Here is a 20670-nt window from a genome sequence, read left to right as displayed (position 1 = left end):
CTCCCTGATCTTTCGGCGAAGCCTACGCCCGATGCGGGAAACCGTCAATTTTTCTAGAGACTTAGCGCCGCCCCAGGGTTGTGGCCCGCCGGGCGGCGCCCGCGTCCGCCGCCGCGCCGTCAGCAGCGCCGGCGCCGGAGCCTCGGCGCGGCCCGGAAAAGGCGCCGTTGAGGCTATCGGCAGGCGGACCAGAAACCTGCCGATAGTCTCGAGCAACCTGCCGTCAGGCCGCGGCGGTCAGGCCCTCGTAGGCGGCCGCGATCAGGGCGACGTCGCGCGGGTCGCCGACCAGGTCGGTCCCCATGCGGTTCATCGTGTAGGCCAGCGCGGCCTTGCGGACGGGATCGACCATGGCGAACGAGCCGCCCCAGCCCGAGTGCCCGAAGGCGGCCTCCGACGGGCCGTAGAGACCGTCGGTGTTGAGCAGGAAGCCGGCGCCCCAGCGGGCCGGCACGCCGAGCACCTCGTCGACACCGCTGATCCGCAGCTGCGTCGCCTGGGCCAGGGTCTGCGGCGACAGCAGCCGGCCGGCGGCGACCTCCCCGAACAGCCGGGCCAGCGATCGGGCGTTGGAGAAGCCGTTGGCCGAGACCAGTTCGCAGGCGCGCCAGCCCGCGGTGTTGGGCAACAGCGGCTCGATGACCGGGTTCAGGTAGGCCGCGACCTGCGAGGGGTTGAGGTCGGTGGTCATGTTCGAGGTCGCCAGCTCCGGCGGGGCGATCATCTCGGCGCGCCGCGGCTCTTCGGACTCGGGCAGGCCGAGGGTGAGGTCGAGGCCGAGCGGGCCCGACAGCTCGGCGGCGACGAAGTCCGTCAGGCTGCGGCCCTCGATGCGGCGGAACAGGGCGCCGGCCAGCACGCCGATCGAGATGGCGTGATAGCCGGAGCGCGAGCCGGGCGGCCACAGCGGCTCGGTCGCGGCGAGCCGGGCGGCGGCGGTCTCCAGCTCGTAGAAGTCCTCGACCACGGCCGGGTCGCGGAAGCTGCACAGGCCGGCCTGGTGCGACAGCAGCATGGCGATGGTGACGCTGTCCTTGCCGTGGGCGGCGAACTGCGGCCACCAGCGGGCGACCTTGTCGTCGTAGGCGCAGAGGCCGCGGTCGACCAGCATGGCGAAGCAGAGCGCGCCGACCGCCTTGGTCGTCGACCAGATGTTGACCACCGAGTCGGCGGCCCAGGGCCGCGTGCGCGCCGCGTCGAGGCCGCCGGCCCAGAGGTCGACAACGGGGCGTCCGTCGATCACCAGCGAGAGGGCGGCGCCGACGTCGCCGCGGTCGGTGAAGTTGCGTTCGAACTCGGCCGCCAGGGCGGCGAAGGCGGGGTCGGCGGAGCCGTGGATCTGGATGCTCATTGGAAGGCCTTGGAGACGGTGAGACCGAACGTGCGCGGGGCGCCGTAGACGCGGAAGCCGAAGCCGAGCGGCAGGTTGTTCACCCCCTGGGTGACGTATTCCTCGTCGGCGAGGTTCTTGCCCCAGACGGCGATTTCCCAGTCGTTCGGCAGGGCGACGCTGGCCCGGGCGTTCCACACCCAGTAGGCGTCGGTGGCGATCAGCGGATCGTTGAGCGCGTCCTTGAACATGTCGTCGGCGTAGCGGCCGTCGACCTGCAGGCGGCCGACAGCGTCCTGGCCGAGGTCGAAGCTGTAGGCGGCCGAGACCGTGAAGCTGACCTCCGGCGCGTCGGGGAGCTTGTTGCCCTTGGGCACGGGGCCGTTCGAGGAGGCGAAGGCGCCGAGCTCGGTGCTGAGCAGGCCGAGGCCCGCGACCAGGTCGAGGCCGGGCAGGGCGGCCGGCGACCACATGGCGTCGAGGTCGAGGCCGTAGATCGAGGCCTCGTCGACATTGCCCAGCCGCTGGATCGGCAGCCCGCCCGAGGTGTCGCGGATGAAGGTCTGCACGTCGGAATAGTCGTAGAAGAAGGCGCTGGCCGACCAAGAAAGGCCAAGCTCGGGCAGCCGCTGCTTCACCCCGACCTCGTAGTCGATCAGGGTTTCGGGCTCGTAGGGCTGGAGCTGGGCGGTGGTGGTGGCCACGCCCGAGAAGAAGCCGCCGCTCTTCACGCCCTGGCTGATCGAGCCGTAGACCAGGGTCAGTGGATTGGGCTTCCAGTTCAGGCCGAGCTTCCAGGACCAGTTGGTGTCGTCGATGGTCTCGTCGATGAAGGCCAGGGTGACCGGGCCGGCGCCGCAGGGAACCATGGAGAGGAAGCTGGCCGGGCAGTTCGGGACCAGGTCGAGGTCGCCGCCGACATTGGCCTTCTCTTCCCAGGTGTAGCGCAGGCCGGCGACCAGGCTGAGGTCCGTGGCGAAGCGCCATTCGAGATTGCCGAAGGCGGCGGCCGACTTGGCGGTCTGGTCGGTGAAGGTCAGGAGCTTGGTGTTGAACAGGTCCTGCAGCGAGCCGTCATAGGTCATCTTCACCCGGTCGCGGGAGGCGAACACCCCGACGATCCAGTCGGTCGCCTCGGTGGCGCCCGAGAGCCGCAGCTCCTGCGAGATCTGGCTGATCTTGTCGCGCTCGACGAAGTCGGTCTGGCGGTAGGGGCCGCCGTCGGTGTCGGCGCCCCACTGGCGCTTGAAGTCGATATAGCCGGTGACCGAGGTCAGGTCGGCCCAGCCGAGGTCGGCGGTCAGCCGCACGGTGGCGGCGCGCTGGTCGACGTCATAGGTCGGATCGACCGACCAGGCCCCGGCGAACGGGTTTCCGTCGGTGTCGGTGTAGCCCTGGAAGTCCATGCAGGCCGGCGAGCCGGGGCAGACCAGGCCGGCGGGGGCGCCGGGCGGGGTCAGGGCGCCGAAGAACTCCGGGCCGCCGACCTCGGAGCGGCCCTTCTGGACCTCGAGCTTGACCAGGAGTTCGACGTCCTCGGTGGCCGCCCACAGCGCCTGGGCGCGGGCCAGGCCGACTTCTCGGCGGCCGATGTCGCGGCCGAGCAGGCGGTTGTCGAAGAAGCCCTCGTCCTGCTTGACCGCCTTGCCGGCGAACCGCAGGGCGAAGCTGTCGGAGACCGGCAGGTTGACCATGCCCTCGATCTCGGCGGTCTGATAGTTCCCGTAGCCAGCGGCGAGGCGCCCTTCGACGCCGCCGAAGCTCGGCTTGGCGGTGACGATGTTGATGGCGCCGGCGGTGGAGTTGCGGCCGTAGAGCGTGCCCTGCGGACCTTTGAGCGCTTCCATCCGCTCCAGGTCGAAGAGGTCGAAGTTCATCAGCGCCAGCGAGCTCAGATAGACCTCGTCGACATAGACCCCGGCGCTGGGATTGTTGGTCGCCGAGAAGTCGTTGAGGCCGACGCCGCGGATGGTCACCACCGGCAGCACGCCGGGCATGTTCTCCTTGATGTCGACGTTGGGGGTGAAGGCGACGAGGTCGCTGACCTGGGAAACGCGGCGGTCGGCGAGCTCCTGGGCCCCGACCACGGCGACGTTGAGGCCGACGTCCAGGGTGTCCTGGGTCCGCTTCTGAGCGGTGACGGTCACCGCCTCGATCTCGACCGGCTCGGCGGCCGCCGCCGCGCCGGCGCTGATCGCCAGGGCCGCCGCCCCGGCCAGCAGCCGAGCGCGCATGTGCATGGAATTTCGCATCGTTCCCTCCCCGCAAATCGGCGTCGCTCGTTGGCGCGCCTTTTTTCGACACTTGAGTTTGCGCGGATAACGACACGCCCAAATCGAGCCGTCAAGAAACTTCGACACTTGCGTATGTGTGGTGTACGGATTGACGAAAGGCGGCGAAGGCGCGACGAACGGCCGATGGCGGGCGCTGGCGATCAGGGGAACGGCAAACCGGCGCGCAAGCGCGCGGCCAAGCGCGACCTGCTGTTCGCCGAGGCGGCCCGCGAGATCAACGCCATGGGCGCGGGCGGCGTGGTGATCAACGACGTGGCCGAGCGTGTCGGCCTGTCGCGCAACGCCCTCTACTACTACGTCGCCGACCGCACCGATCTGGTGTTCGGGGCCTATCAGCGGGCCTGCGAGGCGAACGCCGACGACCTGGCCGCCGCCGCCGAGGCGAGCGAGGACCCGCGCGAGCGGCTGGCGGCCCTGGTCGAGGCGCAGCTGGCCTATGAGCGGCCGCCGCAGGCGGTGCTGAGCGACGTCGACTTCCTGCCCGACGCCCAGCGACGGGTGATCGGCGAGCTGCAGGCGCGCAACGTGGCGCGGCTGCGCGGCTGGCTGGAAGACGGGGCGGCGGCGGGGCTCCTGCGGGCCTGCAACAGCGAGATCGCCGCGCAGGCGCTGGTCGGGATGATCTCCTGGGGCCGGCTGTCGGCCGGCTGGCTCGGCTATCGCGACGGGCGCGCGGCGCGGCGGCGGATCGCCGGGGCGATCGTCGACCTGATGCTGAACGGCTTCGCCGCGGGGCCGCGCGAGACGCCGTTGTGCGCGCTGGACATGGAGGCGCTGACCGCCCGCTCGTTCAACGCCTTCGACCGCCAGCAGACCAACGAGATCAAGATCGCCCAGCTGATCGCGGCGGCCTCGCGGCTGTTCAACCAGCGCGGCATCGACGGCGCCTCGCTGGACGACATCGGGGCCGAAGTCGGGGCGACCAAGGGCGCAGTCTATCATTATTTCGACGACAAGGCCGACCTGGTCACCCGCTGCTACCGGCGCGCCTTCGAGGTCTACGACCTGATCATGGACACCGCCGTCGAGCAGGGCCGCGACGGCTTCGACAAGGCGCTGATCGCCCTGCACCTGAACGTCCAGGCGCAGGCCGGGCCGGCCTCGCCGCTGATGCTGCAGCCGGGGCGGCTGGCGCTGGCGGAGGACGACCGCGCGGCGTTCGAGCGCGCCGGCCAGCGGCTGCGGATGACCTCGAACCGCAGCCTGCGCCAGGGCATCGCCGACGGCTCGGTGCTGCCGTGCGACTCGGTGTTCGTCGGCGAGGTGTCGGCCGGGATCTTCCTATGGCTGCCCAAGTGGCTGCCGGCCGACTACCCGCTCACCCCGCGCCAGATCGCCGACGAGGTCTGCGACGTGGTCGCGTACGGACTGGCGAGGCGGGGCACCTGATCCGGTGGAGGAATTTCAGACCGCGCTGCTAGGCCGTTGGTGTTCCGTACGCCGACGCGAGCATGACTGGAGCTTTGAGTTCGGCGCCGGATGCCGCCTCGCCGTCAGTTCGCCGTGGCGGCTGGTCGGGCCGGAAGGCGTGCTGGTCACTGACGCCGACGACGGTGAGTCGTTCGGGCTGCCGCAGCCGGTAGACGCAGCGGAGTCGGCCAACCGGCTGTTGGCGGAGGTCGAAGTCGAGGCCGTCAAAATCGCCGAGGTCACGGCCGACCTGACGATCACGTTTGCCGGGGGCGTGCGACTAGAGGTCTGGGCGGGATCCAGCGGCTATGAAGCCTGGCAGGCGGCGTTCCCGGGCCCGTCGGGCGAGCGGTCGTTGATCGCCATGGGCGGCGGGAAGCTGGTGATGCTCTGAGACCCGGCGGTTCTGCCGAGATGTCCAGGATTGGCCCACCTCGGCGAAGAGGTGGGCCGCCCGCGCTATCCGTTGGATAGCAGAAGGAGAATGAGCAGGATCAGTTCGATGACGCGAGCGACATCGATGACCAAGCTTACCTCGAATTTGGGAGCCAGCATTTGGCGCTATCCCGTGTCGAGGCCGACCGCGATCAGCCGGTTGTGGCCGAAAAATTGTTGAACCAGCCGGGAGCGACCCGGCCTTTCTGACTTCTGCCCTTGAACCTGGGTCAGCCTCCGCCCAAAGGCAGGTCTATCTACTTGGCCGTCCCGGACGACCGACCGGACGAATTTTGACGCGCTTGGTCTCTTCCAGACTGCGCCTCAAAGGTGCTCGCCACACCGAATCTCCAATCTGGAGGTTGCTCGACGGTAACGCTGATATGTAACGCGTTGAGCTATCCGTAAAGCCCTTGAAGGCTCCACCCGCGAACTTGCCGCCTCGCCGGTTCGTTTCGCGCCGCCGGCGCGGGAGCGAGGTGCGCGGCGAGGGCCGCCAATGCAGCCATCGCGGCGGCGGCGATCCAGAGGGCAGCTCGGGTGGACGCGTCCGCGGTCTGCTAGACGGAGCCCGCTTGTCGCGGACCGGCAAGAAAGCGGCCCGCCGCAAGCCGCCGGCGATCGAGAGGGACGCCCGGGGCGCCCCTCCCTCCGCATTAGAACGTGCGGACGTAGGCGACGGTGACGCCGTTGGTCGGGACGTCCTTGATCGCGTAGTGCGTGTAGTCGAGGCGCACGCCGTTAGCGGCGTCGAACTTGTACTGCGCGCCCAGACCGACCGCGAAGGCGCCGTCGTTGGTGTCTTCCGAGACGCCCGCGCCTTCGACCTTGGCGGCGAGGTGGCCGTAGCCGGCCCGGCCGATCAGATCGAACTTCTCGCCGGCGGGAACGAAGACCACGCCATAGATGAACGCCGCGCTGTCGACCTTCACGTCGACGTCGGGCTGGCTGTGGATGCGGTCGTCCTTGACACCGAAGAACAGGTCGCCTTCGACGCCGAGCCACTGGTTGGCCTTCCAGCCGATGCGGCCGCCGACGGTGACGATGTTGGCGTCGTCGGCCGGCGCGTCGAACTTCATCGCCTGGCCGCCCGCGGTGAGCGCGCCGTAGGTTTCAGCCGAGGCCGAGCTGGCGAAGGCGAGCGCGGCGACGGCGGCGGCCGCGCCGAGATAAGCAAGTTTCATTTTGGTTTCCCCCCAATCCCCGAGAACATTCGGGGCGAGGCGCGCTTAGGTTGATCGGCCGCATCGCGCAATACGTGCAGGGCGCGTCCGGCGCACGTTCCCGACGTACTGATGCGCAGCCGCTACAGTTACGCTTGTTTCCCGCCCGGTCCTCGGGATTGATGCAGAACGCGGTTATCGCGGCGGCGTCAGCGGGGGCATCATGACCGTCTCAGCCAAGGACCAGCTTGCGCTGATGGCGCGCTATCACGGATGGGCGACGAAGCGGTTGCTGGCGTCCATCGCGGCCATGCCGGAAGACGCCTATCGCCGCCCCTGCGGTCTGTTTTTCCGCTCCGTACACGGAACGTTGAATCACCTGCTGCTGACGGACAGCGAGATCTGGCTTCCGAGGTTCATGGGGGCTGCGACCGGGAGCGTCGCGCTGGACGCCGAGATCGAGCGCGATCGGGCCGCCCTGGCGTCCCGACTGATCGCGGCGAGCGCGCGTTGGCCGGGCTATGTCGACAGCCTGAGCGACGCGGCCCTGGCCGACGATCTGCGCTTCACGATGACGACCGGGCAGGCGCGCACGCTTCCAAGGCCGGCGGCGCTGCTCCATGTCTTCAATCACGCCACCCATCACCGGGGCCAGATCACCGCGGCGATCTCGATGCTGGGTTTCGAATGCCAACCGTTGGATCTACCGCACCTGGTCTTCGCGGAGCAGGCGGCGGCGTTGTAGCCGAGCCCGCTCAGGCCGCCGCGGGCGCCAGGTCCAGTCGCGCGGCCAGCGCCGCCAAGGCCGCCATGGCGGCGGCGGCGAGCCAGAGGGCGGCGGGGCCCAGCAGGTTGAAGGCCAGGGCGCCGAGGGCGGCGCCGGCGACCAGGCCGAGCCAGAGCAGCAGGTGCGGCGCCCAGCCGAAGCGATCGCCGCCCATCAGCGCGGCGGTGATCGCCTTGCCCAACTTGACCAGGGCGCCGGTCATGTAGGTGAGGCCGACGCGGACCTCGCCGTCCTGGGCGAAGACCGTGTTCTCGGCGCCCATGGCGAAGGCCAGCACCAGGATCGCGGCGGCCAGCGGGGCGACCGCGGCCAGCACCGCGGCGAGGGCCAGGGCGAGGGCGACGAAGGCCAGCACCGCCGGCCCGCGCCGGGCGCCGGCCTTGCGCCCGATCAGGGCCCCGGTCGAGACCCCGGTCACGAAGGCGGCGATCAGCGCCAGCGCCAGGCCGGCGTAGCTCGCGCCCTCGGCCAGGCCCACCGCCAGGCGCGTGGAGTTGCCGCTCATGAAGGAGACGAAGAAGCCGCCGGTCAGCAGGAAGCCGATGGCGTCCACGAACCCGGCCACGGCCGACAGGCTGGCCGCGAGAAGTCGGACCTGGCCGCTGAGACGCTTCAGGTCGCCCCCTCCCCGTTCGCTCAGGCCTTGGTGTCGACCGAGCCGCCGGCCTCGCCGTCATTGGCGGCGTAGGGATTGGCGGCCGGCGCCGCGTCGGCGGCGGCGGGCGGCAGGTCGGCGCCCGAGCCCTTGGCGGCGACCACGACCATGGCCGGACGGATCAGACGGCCGAGCAGTTCGTAGCCCGGCTGCAGCACCTGGATGACGCCGCCGGCGGCGACGTCGGGGGCCGGCTGCTCCATCATCGCCTGATGCTGGTGCGGGTCGAACTTCTCGCCCTTGGGCGGGTCGATCTTCTTAAGGCCGTTGTTCTCGAAGGCCGAGATCAGCGACTTCTGGGTCATTTCCATGCCGACCACGAAGTTCTTCACCGCCGGGTCGTCGACCGGCGCGGCCAGGGCGCGGTCGAGGGTGTCGGCGACGGTCAGCAGGTCGCGGCCGAACTTCTGGATCGCGAAGGCGCGGGCGTCGTTGGCCTCGCGCTCAGCGCGGCGCTTGGCGTTCTCGGCGTCGGCGGCGACGCGCAGCATCTGGTCCTTGAGGGCCTGGACCTCGGCCTTCAGGGCGATGATCTCTTCGATGGCCGCGTCGGCGACTTCGTTGAATTCTTCGGCCGGCGTTTGATCGTCGGACATCTTGTAATCCTCTAAGCGTTCGTCACCTGGGACAGCACGCGGGCGGTATAGTCCACCAGCGGGATGACCCGGGCATAGTTTAGGCGGGCGGGACCGATGACGCCGATCGCGCCCAACACCTTTTGCCGGCCCGTCATATAGGGCGCGGCGATGACGGCGGAACCCGAAAGGGAAAAGAGTCGCGTTTCGGCGCCGATATAGATCCGCACGCCCTGGGCGTCCCGCACGTCGTCGAGCAAACCGATCAACTGCTCCTTTTGTTCGAGGTCGTCGAACAGCATGCGCACGCGTTCGAGATCGTCGAGGGTCTCGCGGTCGCCCAGCAGGTTGGCGCGGCCGCGGACGATCAGGGCGCGGTCGGCGCCGTCGCCGCCGCTCCAGGCGGCCATGCCGTCCTCGACCAGACGGGCGGCGGTCTCGTTGAGCTGGCGGCGGGCGGCGTCCAGCTCGTTGCGGATCTCGAGCCCGGCCTCGCCGAGGGTGCGGCCGCGCAGCCGGGCGTTCATGAAGTTGGACGCCTCCTGCAGCGAGGAGGGGGTGACGCCGGCCGCCAGCCGCATCAGCCGGTTCTCGACGACGCCGTCCTCGAACACCATCACCGCCAGCGCCTGGTCGGCCGACAGGGCGACGAACTCGACGTGCTTGACGCCGGCGTCGCGCACCGGGGTGACGACGATGCCGGCCCCGCCGGCCAGGCCGGAGAGGATGGCGGAGGCCTCGTTCAGCGCCTCTTCGAAGTTGCGGCCCTTGGCCGAGAGCCGGGCCTCGATGTTGCGGCGGTCCTCCTCGGCGACGTCGCCGACCTCGAGCAGGCCGTCGACGAACAGCCGCAGGCCCGCATGGGTCGGCACCCGCCCGGCGCTGACGTGCGGCGCGCCCAGCAGGCCGAGCTGGGTCAGGTCCTGCATGGTGTTGCGGATCGAGGCCGGCGACAGGTGGACGCCGCCCTTGGAGAGCGTGCGCGAGCCGACCGGCTCGCCGGTCTCCAGGTAGCTCTCGACCACGCGGCGGAAAATCTCGCGGGCGCGGTCGTCGAGTTCGCCCAGCGACGGCCCAGGGGAAAGCAGCGGGCTGGTCACGATGGGCGGCGGTGCTCGGTCAGGGCCATGGACGGAACCTCTCTCATCTAGGATAAGCCGCCAAACGCAAGACGCCAGACCCCATAGTTTCCAGGACCACCCATGCGCCCCTCCGACCGCACCCCCGACATGCTCCGCACCGTGACCCTGGAGACCGGGGTCAACCGCTATGCCGAGGGCTCGTGCCTGGTCAGCTTCGGCCACACCAAGGTGCTGGTGACCGCCAGCGTCGAAGAGCGGGTGCCGGGCTTCATGCGCGGCCGCGGCGTGGGCTGGGTCACGGCGGAGTACGGCATGCTGCCGCGCGCCACCCACACCCGCGGCCGCCGCGAGGCCTCGGAAGGCAAGCAGTCGGGGCGCACGCAGGAGATCCAGCGGCTGATCGGCCGCTCGATGCGCGCGGTGATCGATCCGGTCGCGCTGGGCGAGCGGCAGATCTCCATCGACTGCGACGTGATCCAGGCCGACGGCGGCACCCGCACCGCGGCGATCACCGGCGCCTGGGTGGCGCTGCGGATGGCGACCCAGTACCTGCTGGACGAGGGCGTGATCTCCAAGGACCCGATCGTCGACCAGGTCGCGGCGATCTCCTGCGGGGTCTACAAGAACACGCCGGTGCTGGACCTGGAGTACGAAGAGGACAGCAACGCCGAGGCCGACGCCAACTTCGTGCTGACCGGCAAGGGCGACATCGTCGAGATCCAGGCGACCGGCGAGAAGCGCGGCTTCAGCCAGGACGAGTTCGAGGCGCTGTTCAGCCTGGCCCGCAAGGGTATCGGCGAGCTCTGCGAAGCCCAGCGCGCGGCGACCGCCAAGTAAGGCGTTCGACGTTGCTCCCCCGCTGGGGGAGCCGTCAGCCGGACGGCTGACATGAGGGGGTTTGCTGGATCAGCCGGCCCCCTTTCTCTTGCGCCATGCCCCAAAACGAAAAACCCCGCCCCGGGGAGGACGGGGCGGGGTTCTCGTGTCTAGACGTGCGGCTGGGGGAGGGAGGGGCGCCGCGGGACGTCTAGAAGCCGTTCAGCAGATAGCGGAACGACGATGCCGGCATGCGCGCGAGTTCGCGGGCGAAGGGGCCCAGCATCCAGTCGATGACGCGTTCGATAGCGTTGGCCATGCCCATCTCCTTTGTGTGCGGCGCAGCAATTGTTGCGGTGCACATAAGGACATGTTTGCGACTACGCAAGAGCTGTCGGGTCGTTTTTAGCGAGAATTGGACGAAAGGGGGGTGGAATCGTTCTCTTGCGACGAAATGGTCACGCTCGGGCGCGGTTACGCCAGGCCATCGTCAGCGCCGCGGCGAGCGCGCTCGGGACTGCGAGGGCCGTGCTCAATGCGCCCTTGGCGTGGTCGCCGTCCGTCGTCGCGACCAACAGCCAGTGGAGCGACAGCAAGGGCGGGGCGAGGACCGCCGGCAGATAGATCGTGATCGACGTGACCCGCAGCCATCGCAGGACCGCACCGGCCACCGCGAACAGCGGAACGTAGACGATCATGATCCCGACGATGCCGAGCGCCGTGCTGATGAAGGTATAGGCGAAGCCATAGTCCGAGCGCTGGCTGATATAGGCGGCCAGGAAGAGGGCCATGAGCATGTGGGCCGCCGCCGCGGCGAGCAGCCCCAACAGGTAGGTCGACCACCAGCCCGGCCTTCCAGCCGGCCGCGGCGATGAGGCGCGCGGACTGGCTCGGCGGGGCGGTGCGACCGTGGCAACGCTGCGTTTTCCAAAGCTCATGGGCGCCAGCATGCAGCGTAGCGCTTAACGAACACCCCTATGGGTTGCGGGGAGGCGGCCACTCGGCGGTGTCGTGGTCGGGGTGCTGGTAGGAGACGATGCCGGCGAGATGCGCCGCGGCGCGCGGTTCATCCATGGCATGGACCGGCAGGTCCGCCAGGTGCGAGACGAAGGGCAGTTCAGCCTGAGACGCCAGCTGCACGCCGGGCGGCGCCTGCGCTGGCCGGTCGAGGGCGCCGATGGCCAGGCCGACCTCGCTGTCGCCGTACTCGTAGGTGAGCGGCGTGCCGCAGTCGCCGCAGAACCCGCGCATCACCTTGTTCGAACTCTGGAAGCGCCTGGGCTCGCCGCGCGTCCAGACCAGCGCCCCGGCGGGGACGCCGACATAGGGGCCGAAGAGCCCGCCGGTCGCCTTCTGGCACATGCGGCAGTGGCAGATGGAGGCTTCGCCGAGCTCGCCCTCGATGCGGAAACGCACCGCTCCGCACTGGCAGCCGCCGCTGGCGCTCATGCCGGGGCGCCGAAGCGCTGGGCGGAGCGGGCCTTGGCCTTGGCGGCCTCTTCCTCGCGGTCCTTGGGCCTGGCGGTGGTTTCGAGGGTCTCGAACAGCCGGCGGGCGACGTCGGCGACCTCGTCGACGGCGGCGTCGAAGGCCTGGCGGTTGGCTTTTGACGGCGCGTTGAAGCCGGACAGCTTGCGCACGAACTGGAGCGCGGCGTCGCGGATCTCCTCGTCGGTGGCGGGCGGGTCGAAGTTGAACAGCGTCTTGATGTTACGGCACATGGGCAGGCGTCTCCTTCCCTTGGTGTCTGCAAGATAGGGCGGGCGCTCGGCCGGCGCGAGCCTTACGGCTGCGGGCGGGACCTGAGTTCGCGCTCGATCCGATCGGCGGCCTCGTCGGCGCTGAGGCCGCTGGTGTCCAGGTCCAGAACCCAGTCGTGGTTGATCGGAAAGGGGGCGAGGGCGGCCATCGCGCCCGCGTTTCCGGCGTCCGTGGTCTTGAACCTCAGGCGCCGCTCGTCGCTGGCGACCCGTTCTCTCAGCTGGTCTTCGCCGCAGGCCAGGCGGACCACGAGCAGGCGCGCGCCCCGCCGCTCGGCGACCCAGAGGATCTGGCCGGCGATGATCCAGTCGAGCGGATGGCCGCCAGGATCGGAGACCGCATGGGTGAAGACGTAGTTGCGCCCGGCCGGTCCGAAGCGCGCGATGGTCTCCAGCACCGCGGCCAGGACGTCGTTGGTCCGGTCCCAGACGCCCGCGGGCAAGGGCCGGCCGTCCGGCTCGACCACTTCGAGGATCGGATTGCTCCAGTAATGGTTGTCGAGAAGCTTGGCAGAGAGGCGCTCGGCGACGAGCTTGCCGACCGTGTACTTGCCGACGCCGGGCGGCCCGACGAGGTAGACGATCACGTTCTGCATGGCGCGCGCTCCCTTATGCGGCGGAGTTTGCATGCGCCTTGCCCGGGGGCCAACGTCTCACGGCTCGTCCAGCAGCATCGGTGGCTCGGGCTTCCGGCGCCGCGGGCGCTCGCGCATCACGCCCGGATAGCCCTTGAGCGGAGAGAGCGGCGCGCCGTCGTAGATCCAGTCGGCCTGTTCGGTCAGCGAGACGTGGTAGCGCGGTTCACGGCCGGTGCGGGTTTCGAACACGCCGCGCGGAATGTTGACCATCTTCGGCGAGCGGGGCCGTTCGAAGAGCATCGGCGTGCCGCAGCGGGCGCAGAAGCTGCGCGCGGTTCCGGCGTCGGGATCTTCGTAGCGGGTCAGGCAGTCCTCGCCGGCCAGGATCCGCAGCCGCGAGCGCCAGGAGCCGACATAGGTGGCGTAGGCCCCGCCATGCGCGCGGCGGCCGGCGCGCGAGTGATCGTGCCAAGCCCATACCGCCGGCACGTCGATCTCCAGCCGCACCGCGCCGCAGGCGCAGGCCCCGGCGGCCTGGACGGCGGAGCGCTGGAGCGGGGCGGCGGGAGCTTTGGGCATGGGGTTTCCTTCGCGACAGGCCGGGAAGCCTAGCATCGCTATGGACTTCGCGGCGGCGCGGTTGCTTAGAAGCGCCAGCTTAAACGCGAGACCCGAGCATGAGCCGCTTCTGGAGCGACCTGACCCACCAGCTGAAGCCCTATGTGCCGGGCGAGCAGCCGAAGATCGCGGATCTGGTCAAGCTGAACACCAACGAGAGCCCGACTGGGCCCTCGCCGAAGGCCATGGCGGCGATCGCGGGTGAGGCGGCCGATACCTTGAGGCTCTATCCGGACCCCGAGGCCCGGGCCCTGCGCGAGACCCTGGCGCGCTATCACCGCGTGACGCCCGACCAGGTGTTCGTCGGCAACGGCTCGGACGAGGTGCTGGCCCATGCCTTCGCCGCGCTGCTGAAGCGCGAGGCGCCGCTGCTGTTTCCCGACATCACCTACAGCTTCTATCCGGTCTATTGCGGGCTGTTCGGCATCGGCTTCGAGACCGTGCCGCTGGACGAACAGATGGCGGTGCGGATCGAGCATTATCGGCGCCCGGCCGGGGCGATCATCCTGCCCAACCCGAACGCGCCGACGGGGGTGGCGCTGAGCCGCGGGCAGATCAAGCAGCTGCTGACCGAGCATCCCGACGTCCCGGTGGTGATCGACGAGGCCTATGTCGACTTCGGCGCCGAGAGCGCGATCCCGCTGATCGCAGAGCACCCGAACCTCCTGGTCGTGCAGACCATGTCGAAGTCGCGGGCGCTGGCCGGCCTGCGGGTCGGCTATGCGATCGGCGACGCGGCGCTGATCGAGGGTCTTGTGCGGGTCAAGGACAGCTTCAACTCCTATCCGCTGGGACGGCCGGCCCAGGCCGGGGCCATCGCCTCGGTCGAGGATGAGGCGTTCTTCCAGGCGTCGTGCGCGGCGGTGATCGCCGAGCGCGGGCGGCTGACCGCGGGGCTGGAGGCGCTGGGGTTCACGGTGCTGCCGTCGAGCGCCAACTTCGTGTTCGCCCGGCATGGCGCGCGTGGCGGCGCCGAACTGGCCGCCGCGCTGCGAGAACGGGCGGTGATCGTGCGCCACTTCGGGGCGGCGCGCACGACCGACTATCTGCGCATAACGGTCGGTACGGGCGCGCAGACCCAGCGGCTGCTGGGCGCGCTCGGGGGAATCCTCGGCTAGCGTCCCCGCCGCGCCGGGGCCTAAGCTGGCGCCATGAGATGGAGCCGGGTGCTGGCGGGCGTCTATGCGGCGCTGTGCCTTGGAGCGTTGGCGCTGATCCCGATCAGCTCGCGCGGCTGGTTCGGCGTCGAGCCGGACCCGCTGGCCGGGGTGGCAGCGATCGTGCTGGCCATGCCCTGGAGCTTCGCGCTCCAGTGGCTGCCGGTCGGCGGGCCGTGGCCCGGCATGCTGGTGGTGCTGGCCGGGATGGCCGCCAATGTCGGGGTGATGCTCTGGCTCGGCCGGGTCTCGCGGCGGCGGCTCTAAGATTCCGCGATGTCGTCGGCGAGAGACGTGTTGCGCCACCAGGCGTCGCTGCGGTAGGCGGCCGGCGGCTCGAAATCGGCGGGAAGGGTGGTGTCGGGCGAAATCAGGCCCGCGGCCTCCAGCGCGTCGAACCACTCGCTTCGGAGAGAACGCGGCAGTCTGCGGCCGCTGATCGGGCACCAAGCGAGGGTGTAGGCGCTATCGCCCTGGCCATGGGGCACGGTGAACTCACGGAAGGCCGGATCGTACTGGATCTGGGCGCCGTCAGCGATCCATTCGAACAACTCGGGGAACCGTGGAAAGTCGTAGCAGCGCGCGAGATCCTCGGGTTGGCTCACGCCGCGACCGCCTCGGCCTTCAGGAACTCGGCCAGATTTCCGCCGGTGAAGTGCAGGGCGCGGACGCCGGCGCGCGCGGCGGCTTCCAGGTCGGAGTCCTTGTCGCCGACCATCAGCGAGCGCGACAGGTCGACCGGCCATTCGGAAATCGCGCGCAGCAGCATGCCGGGGTTGGGCTTGCGGTCCGGCGGGTCGGGGTGGCGGTAGACGTCGACCTGGGCGTCGGGATGCTGCGGGCAATAGTAGTAGGCGTCGATATGGGCGCCGATCTGCTCCAGGCTCTCGCTCATCTTGGCGTGCAGGGCGATGACGTCGTCCTCGGCGTAGTAGCCGCGGCCGACCCCCGACTGGTTGGTGACCACGAACACCCACCAGCCGGCCTGGTTGAAGGCGGCGACGGCCTCGCGGGCGCCGGGGATCCAGTGGAAGTCCTCCCAGCGGTGCACATAGCCGGGGTCCTCGTTGAGGACGCCGTCACGGTCGAGGAACAGGGCGGGGCGGGGGATACTCATCGGGGCGCTCACGGTTCGCCATCGTATAGCCAAAGACTTGGGGCCCTGCGCGTGGTTTCGCCATGGCGTCGCACCAGTCTATGGTCGGCGCCTGTTTTCCTGCCGAGGTCGAGTTGGCCGAGCCTGTCCTTTCCATCGACGATCTGAAGATCGACTTCAAAACCCATGACGGGATCGTCAGCGCGGTGCGCGGCGTCTCCCTCAGCGTCGCGCGCGGCGAGGTGCTGGGCGTGGTCGGCGAGAGCGGGTCGGGCAAGAGCCAGACCTTCATGGCGGCCATGGGCCTGCTGGCCGCCAACGGCAAGGCGAGCGGCTCGATCAAGTTCAAGGGCCAGGAGCTGCTGCGCCTGAAACCGCGGGCGCTGAACAAGGTCCGCGGCTCGAAAATGACGATGATCTTCCAGGACCCGCTGACGGCGCTGACGCCGCACGTGCGGATCGGCGAGCAGATCGCCGAGCCGCTGCGGCTGCACCTGGGGATGAGCGACAAGGCCGCCAAGGCCAAGGCGCTGGAGTGGCTGAAGTACGTGCGCATCCCCGAGGCGGCGCGGCGGATGGAGCAGTATCCGCACGAGCTGTCGGGCGGCATGCGCCAGCGGGTGATGATCGCCGCGGCGATGGCCTGTGCGCCCGAGCTGCTGATCGCCGACGAGCCGACCACGGCGCTGGACGTCACCGTGCAGGCCGAGATCCTCGACCTGATGGCCGAGCTGGGACGCGAGACCGGCACGGCGATGGTGCTGATCACCCACGACATGGGCGTCATCGCGCGGCTGGCCGACCGGGTCTGCGTGATGAAAGACGGGGCCTATGTCGAGGAGGGCGAGGCCAAGGCCTTGTTCGCCGCGCCGAAGGACCCCTACACCCAGGCGCTGCTGGCGGCGATCCCGCGGCTGGACCGCGACGACCGCGGCGGACGCCCGACGCTCGATCCGGTCGCGGCCGACGCCCCGGTGGTGGTCGAGGCCCAGGACATCGAGGTCCACTTCCCGGTGCACCAGGGCCTGTTCGGCGCCAAGGCCGCGCTGCGCGCCGTCGACGGCGTCTCGTTCAAGGTGCGCCAGGGCGAGACCCTGGGCGTGGTCGGCGAGAGCGGCTGCGGCAAGTCCACCCTGTCGCGGGCGGTGCTGAACCTGATCCCGGCCACCGGCGGCGCGGTCAGCGTGCTGGGCCGCGACATCACCCACGCCGAGCGCGAGTCGATGCGCGCCGCGCGCCGCGACATGCAGATCGTGTTCCAGGACCCGCTGGCCAGTCTCGACCCGCGCATGACCATCGGCGATTCCATCGCCGAGCCGCTGGCGGTGTTCCGCCCCGAGCTGAAGGGCGCGGCGCGCGAGGCGCAGGTGCGCAAGATGATGGAGCGGGCGGGGCTGTCGACGGCGCTGATCAACCGCTATCCGCACGAGCTGTCGGGCGGCCAGAACCAGCGGGTCGGCATCGCCCGGGCGATGATCCTGGAGCCGAAGCTGGTGATCTGCGACGAGGCGGTGTCGGCTCTCGACGTTTCGATCCGTGCACAGATCATCGACCTGCTGATCGAGCTGCAGAAGCAGATGGGCATGGCGATGATCTTCATCAGCCACGACCTGGCGGTGGTGCGCGAGATCAGCCATCGGGTGATGGTGCTGTACCTCGGCCGGGTGATGGAGGAGGCGAGCCGCGAGCAGCTCTACGCCGACCCGCAGCACCCCTACACCAAGGCCCTGCTGTCGGCCGCACCGATCCCCGACCCCGTACGCGAGCGCAGCCGCCAGCGGATCAAATTGACCGGCGAGCCGCCCTCGCCGATGGACCCGAAGAGCGCGCTGCGCTTCCTGCCGTCGCGGCTGACGGCGGACGGACCGGTCTATGTCCCGCAGCTGAAGGAAGTGGCGCCCGGCCACCTGGTCAGCGAGTACGACCCGGCATGATTCCGAACCTAGATCCTCCCCACCTGGGGGAGGTGGCGCGCGAAGCGCGACGGAGGGGGATCGCTCTCAAGTCGAGTCAACGTCCCCCTCAGTCAGCCGGCCGGCTGACAGCTCTCCCAGCGGGGGAGCATCTTTGCTTTATCGCTTCAGGCTTTGCGACATGACCACCCAGATCATTCCCGTCCTGATGTCGGGCGGCGCGGGCACGCGGCTGTGGCCGCTGTCGCGGACCGCGCGGCCCAAGCAGTTTCACCGGCTGGGCGGCGAGCACAGCCTGATCCAGGACACCGCCCTGCGGCTGACCGGCGAGGGCTTCGCGGCCCCGGTGGTGGTCTGCGCGGCGGCGCACGCCGACCTGGCGCGCGCGCAGCTGGCGGAGGTCGGGATCACGCCGGCGGCGCTGATCACCGAGCCGGCGCCGCGCAACACCGCCCCGGCCTCGGTCGCGGCGGCGGCGTTCGGGGCCGACATCGATCCCGAAGCGCTGATGGTGCTGATGCACGCCGACAACCTCGTGGCCGACGTCGCCGCGCTGCACGGCGCGATCGAGGCTGGGCGCGCGGCCGCGGAGGCCGGCGAGATCGTGCTGCTGGGCCTCAAGCCGACCGGCCCCTCGACGCTCTATGGCTACATCCAGGCCAAGGGCGAGGGCGCGGTCCGCAAGGTGGCGCGCTTTGTCGAGAAGCCGGACCTGGCGACCGCCCAGCAGTTCGTGGCCGATCCGAACTTCACCTGGAACGGCGGGATGTTCCTGTTCAAGGCCGGCGCGTTCCTGGCCGAGGCGCGGCGGCTGGCGCCGGAGGTGACGGCGGCGGCGCAGGCGGCGGTCACCGGCGCGGCGCGAACCGGCGACGTGGTGGCGCTGTCCGACGCGTTCCTGTCGGCGCCGAGCATCGCCATCGACGTGGCGGTGATGGAGAAGACCGACCGCGCCAGCGTGGTCGAGGCCGACATCGGCTGGGCCGACGTCGGCAACTGGGGCGCGCTCTGGGAGCTGTCGCGGAAAACTCCGGCGGGCGACGCGCTCGAGGGCGAGGTGGTGGCGGTGGAGACCCGCGACTGCCTGGCCCGCAGCGACGGGCCGGTGGTGGTGCTGGCCGGGGTCGAGGACCTGGTGGTGGTGGTCGAGAACGGCGTGGTGCTGGTCACCCGCCGCGACGCGCCCGCCGCGGTGCGGGCCGGGGTCGAGGCGCTGAAGGCCAAGGGGCGCGGCGACCTGCTCTAGCACAGGTTGCGGCAACCTCCGGGAAAGACTTGCCCGGTATGGTTCGCGCGACTTCGGCGCTTCTCGCGCCTCCAGGATCGCGCCCGTGGAAATCGACATCGTTCGCCCGCAGGATCTGTCGCCGGCCAGCCTCGACCGCTGGGCCGCCTTGCAGAGCGGCGCGCTGGATTCACCCTTCCTGTCGCCGCAGTGGACCCGCGCCGTCGATCACGCCCAGCGCGGCGGACGGCGGGCGATCGAGGTCGCGGTGCTGAAGCGGGACGGCCGCGAGGTCGGGTACTTCCCCGCGCGGGTCGGCTCGGTCACCGCCATCCCGGTCGGCGCGCCGATGTGCGACTATCAGGGCCTGGTCGCCGAACCCGGCGTGCAGGTCGATCCCAAGGTCCTGGTTCAGGCGCTGGGCGTGCAGCGGCTCGACTTCACCCACATGCTGGAAGACCAGGCGAGCTTCGCCGCCCACGCGCGCGGCCGGGTGCTGTCGCACGTGGTCGACGTCAAGGACGGCTACGGGGCCTACGAGGCCGAGCGCAAGGCGGCCGGCAAGTCGATCCTGAAGGACAGCGACAAGAAGCGCCGCAAGGTCGAGCGCGAGGTTGGCGAGGCGACGTTCCAGGCGTTTTCCCGCTCGCGCACCGACTTCGACCGGCTGCTGGCCTGGAAGAGCGCGCAGTACCGCGCCACCGGCCAGACCGACATCTTCCAGACTGAATGGACCCTGGCGCTGCTGCGCGACCTGTTCGAGAGCCGCGACCCGGATTTCGGGGCGGTGCTGTTCACCCTGCACTTCGGCGACCGGCTGGCGGCGGTGCACCTGCACCTGCACGGCCGGCGCACGGTCCATGGCTGGCTGATCGCCCACGATCCGGAGTTCGAGCGCTATTCACCGGGCATCCTGCTGTTCCAGGACATCCTGCGCTGGATGGACGACACGCCCTACAGCCGGCTCGACCTCGGGGCCGGCGACTACCGGTTCAAGCGCGAGCTGGCCAATGACGGCCTGTGGGTGGTCGACGGCTTCGTCGGGGTGCCTTCGCCGGCGGCGTTCGCGCGGCGGGCGGCCTATGGCGTGCGGCGCGCGGCCGAAGCGCTGCCGCTGGGCCGGGCTTCGGAACTGCCGGGCAAGGCGATGCGCCGGATGGACGTCTGGCGCGGGCTCCGCTGAGCCCCGCTTTACACCGCCAGTTCCGTGACCAATGCTCCGCCGATCACAAGGAGTATGCGATGACCTCCAATCGACTGAGCCTGACCCTGGCGGCTGCGGCTGCGGCTGCGCTCGCCCTGGCCGGCTGCGGCCAGCAGGCGGCCAAGCCCGCCGAGGCCCCGGCCGAAGCTCCCGCGGCTGCGCCCGCTCCCCCGCCCGCGCCGGTCGCCGCCGCGCCGGCGGTCGACCAGGCGGCGCTGAAGGCGCTGCTGAGCCCCGACGAGACGCTGGAAGTCGTGACCCTGGACCCGGCCGGCGCAGCCAGCGTCAGCGGCGAGGTCAAGGGCTACAAGGCGCCGGTCTACGCTGTGCCGGTCGCCGCCGCGCAGACCTTGAGCGTCACCTTCGAGCCCTCGAACACCAACCTCTACGTCAATGTGGTCGACTCGGCCGACACCAGCGGCGCCGCCGTGCACCGCGGCGAGGTCGACGGGCCCAAGGCCAGCATCACCGCGGCCAAGGCCGGGGTCTACCTGATCAAGCCGTTCCAGCCGCGGGCCACCGCCCGCCGCGATGAGGCCGGAACCTTCAAGCTGACCATCGCGGTGAAATAG

At 70.1% G+C, this 20670-nt stretch carries 23 protein-coding genes; 10 read left to right on the top strand and 13 right to left on the bottom strand.

Translation table 11 applies throughout. The features are described 5' to 3' along the window. Positions 1 to 223 precede the first annotated feature (223 nt). Positions 224 to 1351: a serine hydrolase domain-containing protein gene (locus AC1Q87_RS10165; RefSeq protein WP_492608830.1), complete on the bottom strand. Its 1128-nt coding sequence runs from the start codon at positions 1349 to 1351 to the stop codon at positions 224 to 226. Beyond that, positions 1348 to 3582, bottom strand: coding sequence for a TonB-dependent receptor (locus tag AC1Q87_RS10160; RefSeq protein WP_492608829.1), 2235 nt, complete (start codon positions 3580 to 3582; stop codon positions 1348 to 1350). Before AC1Q87_RS10160 ends, AC1Q87_RS10165 begins: the two co-directional genes overlap by 4 nt. A 165-nt stretch (positions 3583 to 3747) precedes the next feature. Here AC1Q87_RS10160 and AC1Q87_RS10155 point away from each other — a divergent pair, with 165 nt between their 5' ends. Next, positions 3748 to 5013, top strand: coding sequence for a TetR family transcriptional regulator (locus AC1Q87_RS10155; protein WP_492608828.1), 1266 nt, complete (start codon positions 3748 to 3750; stop codon positions 5011 to 5013). Positions 5014 to 5017: 4 nt separating this feature from the next. Continuing rightward, a complete protein-coding gene (locus AC1Q87_RS10150; protein WP_492608827.1) occupies positions 5018 to 5428 on the top strand; it encodes a hypothetical protein in 411 nt (136 codons plus the stop codon). 697 nt (positions 5429 to 6125) lie between these two features. Here the strand turns inward: AC1Q87_RS10150 and AC1Q87_RS10145 are convergent. Beyond that, complete coding sequence (locus AC1Q87_RS10145; RefSeq protein WP_492608826.1) at positions 6126 to 6653, bottom strand: porin family protein; 528 nt, start codon at positions 6651 to 6653, stop codon at positions 6126 to 6128. A gap of 202 nt (positions 6654 to 6855) precedes the next feature. Between AC1Q87_RS10145 and AC1Q87_RS10140 the strand changes: the two genes are divergently transcribed. After that, the gene (locus AC1Q87_RS10140; protein ID WP_492608825.1) at positions 6856 to 7377 is read left to right on the top strand and encodes a DinB family protein; all 522 of its coding nucleotides are present in this window, start codon (positions 6856 to 6858) and stop codon (positions 7375 to 7377) included. A 10-nt stretch (positions 7378 to 7387) separates the two neighbouring features. Here the strand turns inward: AC1Q87_RS10140 and AC1Q87_RS10135 are convergent, their stop codons facing one another. From AC1Q87_RS10135 to hrcA, 3 genes are read right to left on the bottom strand one after another with little or no spacing between them, the layout of a single operon-like run. Continuing rightward, positions 7388 to 8035 carry a YoaK family protein gene (locus AC1Q87_RS10135; RefSeq protein ID WP_492609272.1) on the bottom strand — a complete coding sequence of 216 codons (648 nt, stop codon included), beginning with the start codon at positions 8033 to 8035 and terminating at the stop codon, positions 7388 to 7390. A 20-nt stretch (positions 8036 to 8055) separates the two neighbouring features. Continuing rightward, entirely contained in the window at positions 8056 to 8670 is a 615-nt protein-coding gene (gene grpE / locus AC1Q87_RS10130) for a nucleotide exchange factor GrpE (protein ID WP_492608824.1), read from the bottom strand. An 11-nt stretch (positions 8671 to 8681) separates the two neighbouring features. Beyond that, positions 8682 to 9752, bottom strand: coding sequence for a heat-inducible transcriptional repressor HrcA (gene hrcA / locus AC1Q87_RS10125; RefSeq protein ID WP_492609271.1), 1071 nt, complete (start codon positions 9750 to 9752; stop codon positions 8682 to 8684). Between the two features lie 99 nt (positions 9753 to 9851). Here hrcA and rph point away from each other — a divergent pair, with 99 nt between their 5' ends. Then, complete coding sequence (rph, locus tag AC1Q87_RS10120) at positions 9852 to 10568, top strand: ribonuclease PH (protein WP_492608823.1); 717 nt, start codon at positions 9852 to 9854, stop codon at positions 10566 to 10568. A gap of 437 nt (positions 10569 to 11005) precedes the next feature. Here the strand turns inward: rph and AC1Q87_RS10115 are convergent, their stop codons facing one another. From AC1Q87_RS10115 to AC1Q87_RS10095, 5 genes are all read right to left on the bottom strand, one after another. Continuing rightward, a complete protein-coding gene (locus AC1Q87_RS10115; protein ID WP_492608822.1) occupies positions 11006 to 11374 on the bottom strand; it encodes a hypothetical protein in 369 nt (122 codons plus the stop codon). 148 nt (positions 11375 to 11522) lie between these two features. Further along, the gene (locus AC1Q87_RS10110; RefSeq protein WP_492608821.1) at positions 11523 to 11996 is read right to left on the bottom strand and encodes a GFA family protein; all 474 of its coding nucleotides are present in this window, start codon (positions 11994 to 11996) and stop codon (positions 11523 to 11525) included. Continuing rightward, the gene (locus AC1Q87_RS10105) at positions 11993 to 12268 is read right to left on the bottom strand and encodes a DUF2277 domain-containing protein (protein WP_492608820.1); all 276 of its coding nucleotides are present in this window, start codon (positions 12266 to 12268) and stop codon (positions 11993 to 11995) included. The genes AC1Q87_RS10110 and AC1Q87_RS10105 overlap by 4 nt, the downstream gene beginning before the upstream one ends. Positions 12269 to 12330: 62 nt before the next feature. After that, a complete protein-coding gene (locus tag AC1Q87_RS10100) occupies positions 12331 to 12903 on the bottom strand; it encodes an AAA family ATPase (RefSeq protein ID WP_492608819.1) in 573 nt (190 codons plus the stop codon). Between the two features lie 57 nt (positions 12904 to 12960). Continuing rightward, positions 12961 to 13464 carry a GFA family protein gene (locus AC1Q87_RS10095; protein WP_492608818.1) on the bottom strand — a complete coding sequence of 168 codons (504 nt, stop codon included), beginning with the start codon at positions 13462 to 13464 and terminating at the stop codon, positions 12961 to 12963. Between the two features lie 98 nt (positions 13465 to 13562). Here AC1Q87_RS10095 and hisC point away from each other — a divergent pair, with 98 nt between their 5' ends. Further along, complete coding sequence (gene hisC, locus AC1Q87_RS10090; RefSeq protein WP_492608817.1) at positions 13563 to 14621, top strand: histidinol-phosphate transaminase; 1059 nt, start codon at positions 13563 to 13565, stop codon at positions 14619 to 14621. A gap of 33 nt (positions 14622 to 14654) precedes the next feature. Next, positions 14655 to 14927: an SCO4225 family membrane protein gene (locus AC1Q87_RS10085; RefSeq protein ID WP_492608816.1), complete on the top strand. Its 273-nt coding sequence runs from the start codon at positions 14655 to 14657 to the stop codon at positions 14925 to 14927. On the opposite strand, the gene AC1Q87_RS10080 is transcribed toward AC1Q87_RS10085, so the two are convergent. Together AC1Q87_RS10080 and AC1Q87_RS10075 are read right to left on the bottom strand one after the other, a co-directional pair. Next, positions 14924 to 15265, bottom strand: a complete 342-nt coding sequence (locus tag AC1Q87_RS10080; RefSeq protein WP_492608815.1) for a DUF6980 family protein — start codon at positions 15263 to 15265, stop codon at positions 14924 to 14926. The two genes, AC1Q87_RS10085 and AC1Q87_RS10080, sit on opposite strands and share 4 nt — an antisense overlap. Continuing rightward, positions 15262 to 15777 carry a D-glycero-alpha-D-manno-heptose-1,7-bisphosphate 7-phosphatase gene (locus tag AC1Q87_RS10075; RefSeq protein WP_492608814.1) on the bottom strand — a complete coding sequence of 172 codons (516 nt, stop codon included), beginning with the start codon at positions 15775 to 15777 and terminating at the stop codon, positions 15262 to 15264. Before AC1Q87_RS10075 ends, AC1Q87_RS10080 begins: the two co-directional genes overlap by 4 nt. A gap of 62 nt (positions 15778 to 15839) precedes the next feature. Between AC1Q87_RS10075 and AC1Q87_RS10070 the strand changes: the two genes are divergently transcribed. The 4 genes from AC1Q87_RS10070 (at position 15840) to AC1Q87_RS10055 (ending at position 20670) form a co-directional block, all read left to right on the top strand. Then, a complete protein-coding gene (locus tag AC1Q87_RS10070) occupies positions 15840 to 17690 on the top strand; it encodes an ABC transporter ATP-binding protein (RefSeq protein ID WP_492608813.1) in 1851 nt (616 codons plus the stop codon). A gap of 160 nt (positions 17691 to 17850) precedes the next feature. Further along, the gene (locus tag AC1Q87_RS10065) at positions 17851 to 18915 is read left to right on the top strand and encodes a mannose-1-phosphate guanylyltransferase (protein WP_492608812.1); all 1065 of its coding nucleotides are present in this window, start codon (positions 17851 to 17853) and stop codon (positions 18913 to 18915) included. A gap of 85 nt (positions 18916 to 19000) precedes the next feature. Next, positions 19001 to 20077: a GNAT family N-acetyltransferase gene (locus AC1Q87_RS10060; protein ID WP_492608811.1), complete on the top strand. Its 1077-nt coding sequence runs from the start codon at positions 19001 to 19003 to the stop codon at positions 20075 to 20077. A 59-nt stretch (positions 20078 to 20136) separates the two neighbouring features. Beyond that, entirely contained in the window at positions 20137 to 20670 is a 534-nt protein-coding gene (locus AC1Q87_RS10055; RefSeq protein ID WP_492608810.1) for a hypothetical protein, read from the top strand.

Source organism: Phenylobacterium sp. GW823-FHT02A09 (assembly GCF_058797775.1).
Note: the sequence above shows the minus strand (reverse complement) of the source record. Positions and strands in the feature narration are given on the sequence as shown.

Coding starts and splice junctions, on each gene's coding strand:
- AC1Q87_RS10165 (WP_492608830.1), bottom strand. CDS start 1,351: ATGAGCATCCAGATCCACGGCTCCGCCGACCCCGCCTTCGCCGCCCTG.
- AC1Q87_RS10160 (WP_492608829.1), bottom strand. CDS start 3,582: ATGCGAAATTCCATGCACATGCGCGCTCGGCTGCTGGCCGGGGCGGCG.
- AC1Q87_RS10155 (WP_492608828.1), top strand. CDS start 3,748: ATGGCGGGCGCTGGCGATCAGGGGAACGGCAAACCGGCGCGCAAGCGC.
- AC1Q87_RS10145 (WP_492608826.1), bottom strand. CDS start 6,653: ATGAAACTTGCTTATCTCGGCGCGGCCGCCGCCGTCGCCGCGCTCGCC.
- AC1Q87_RS10140 (WP_492608825.1), top strand. CDS start 6,856: ATGACCGTCTCAGCCAAGGACCAGCTTGCGCTGATGGCGCGCTATCAC.
- grpE (WP_492608824.1), bottom strand. CDS start 8,670: ATGTCCGACGATCAAACGCCGGCCGAAGAATTCAACGAAGTCGCCGAC.
- rph (WP_492608823.1), top strand. CDS start 9,852: ATGCGCCCCTCCGACCGCACCCCCGACATGCTCCGCACCGTGACCCTG.
- AC1Q87_RS10110 (WP_492608821.1), bottom strand. CDS start 11,996: ATGAGCGCCAGCGGCGGCTGCCAGTGCGGAGCGGTGCGTTTCCGCATC.
- AC1Q87_RS10105 (WP_492608820.1), bottom strand. CDS start 12,268: ATGTGCCGTAACATCAAGACGCTGTTCAACTTCGACCCGCCCGCCACC.
- AC1Q87_RS10100 (WP_492608819.1), bottom strand. CDS start 12,903: ATGCAGAACGTGATCGTCTACCTCGTCGGGCCGCCCGGCGTCGGCAAG.
- AC1Q87_RS10095 (WP_492608818.1), bottom strand. CDS start 13,464: ATGCCCAAAGCTCCCGCCGCCCCGCTCCAGCGCTCCGCCGTCCAGGCC.
- hisC (WP_492608817.1), top strand. CDS start 13,563: ATGAGCCGCTTCTGGAGCGACCTGACCCACCAGCTGAAGCCCTATGTG.
- AC1Q87_RS10085 (WP_492608816.1), top strand. CDS start 14,655: ATGAGATGGAGCCGGGTGCTGGCGGGCGTCTATGCGGCGCTGTGCCTT.
- AC1Q87_RS10075 (WP_492608814.1), bottom strand. CDS start 15,777: ATGAGTATCCCCCGCCCCGCCCTGTTCCTCGACCGTGACGGCGTCCTC.
- AC1Q87_RS10070 (WP_492608813.1), top strand. CDS start 15,840: ATGGCGTCGCACCAGTCTATGGTCGGCGCCTGTTTTCCTGCCGAGGTC.
- AC1Q87_RS10065 (WP_492608812.1), top strand. CDS start 17,851: ATGACCACCCAGATCATTCCCGTCCTGATGTCGGGCGGCGCGGGCACG.
- AC1Q87_RS10055 (WP_492608810.1), top strand. CDS start 20,137: ATGACCTCCAATCGACTGAGCCTGACCCTGGCGGCTGCGGCTGCGGCT.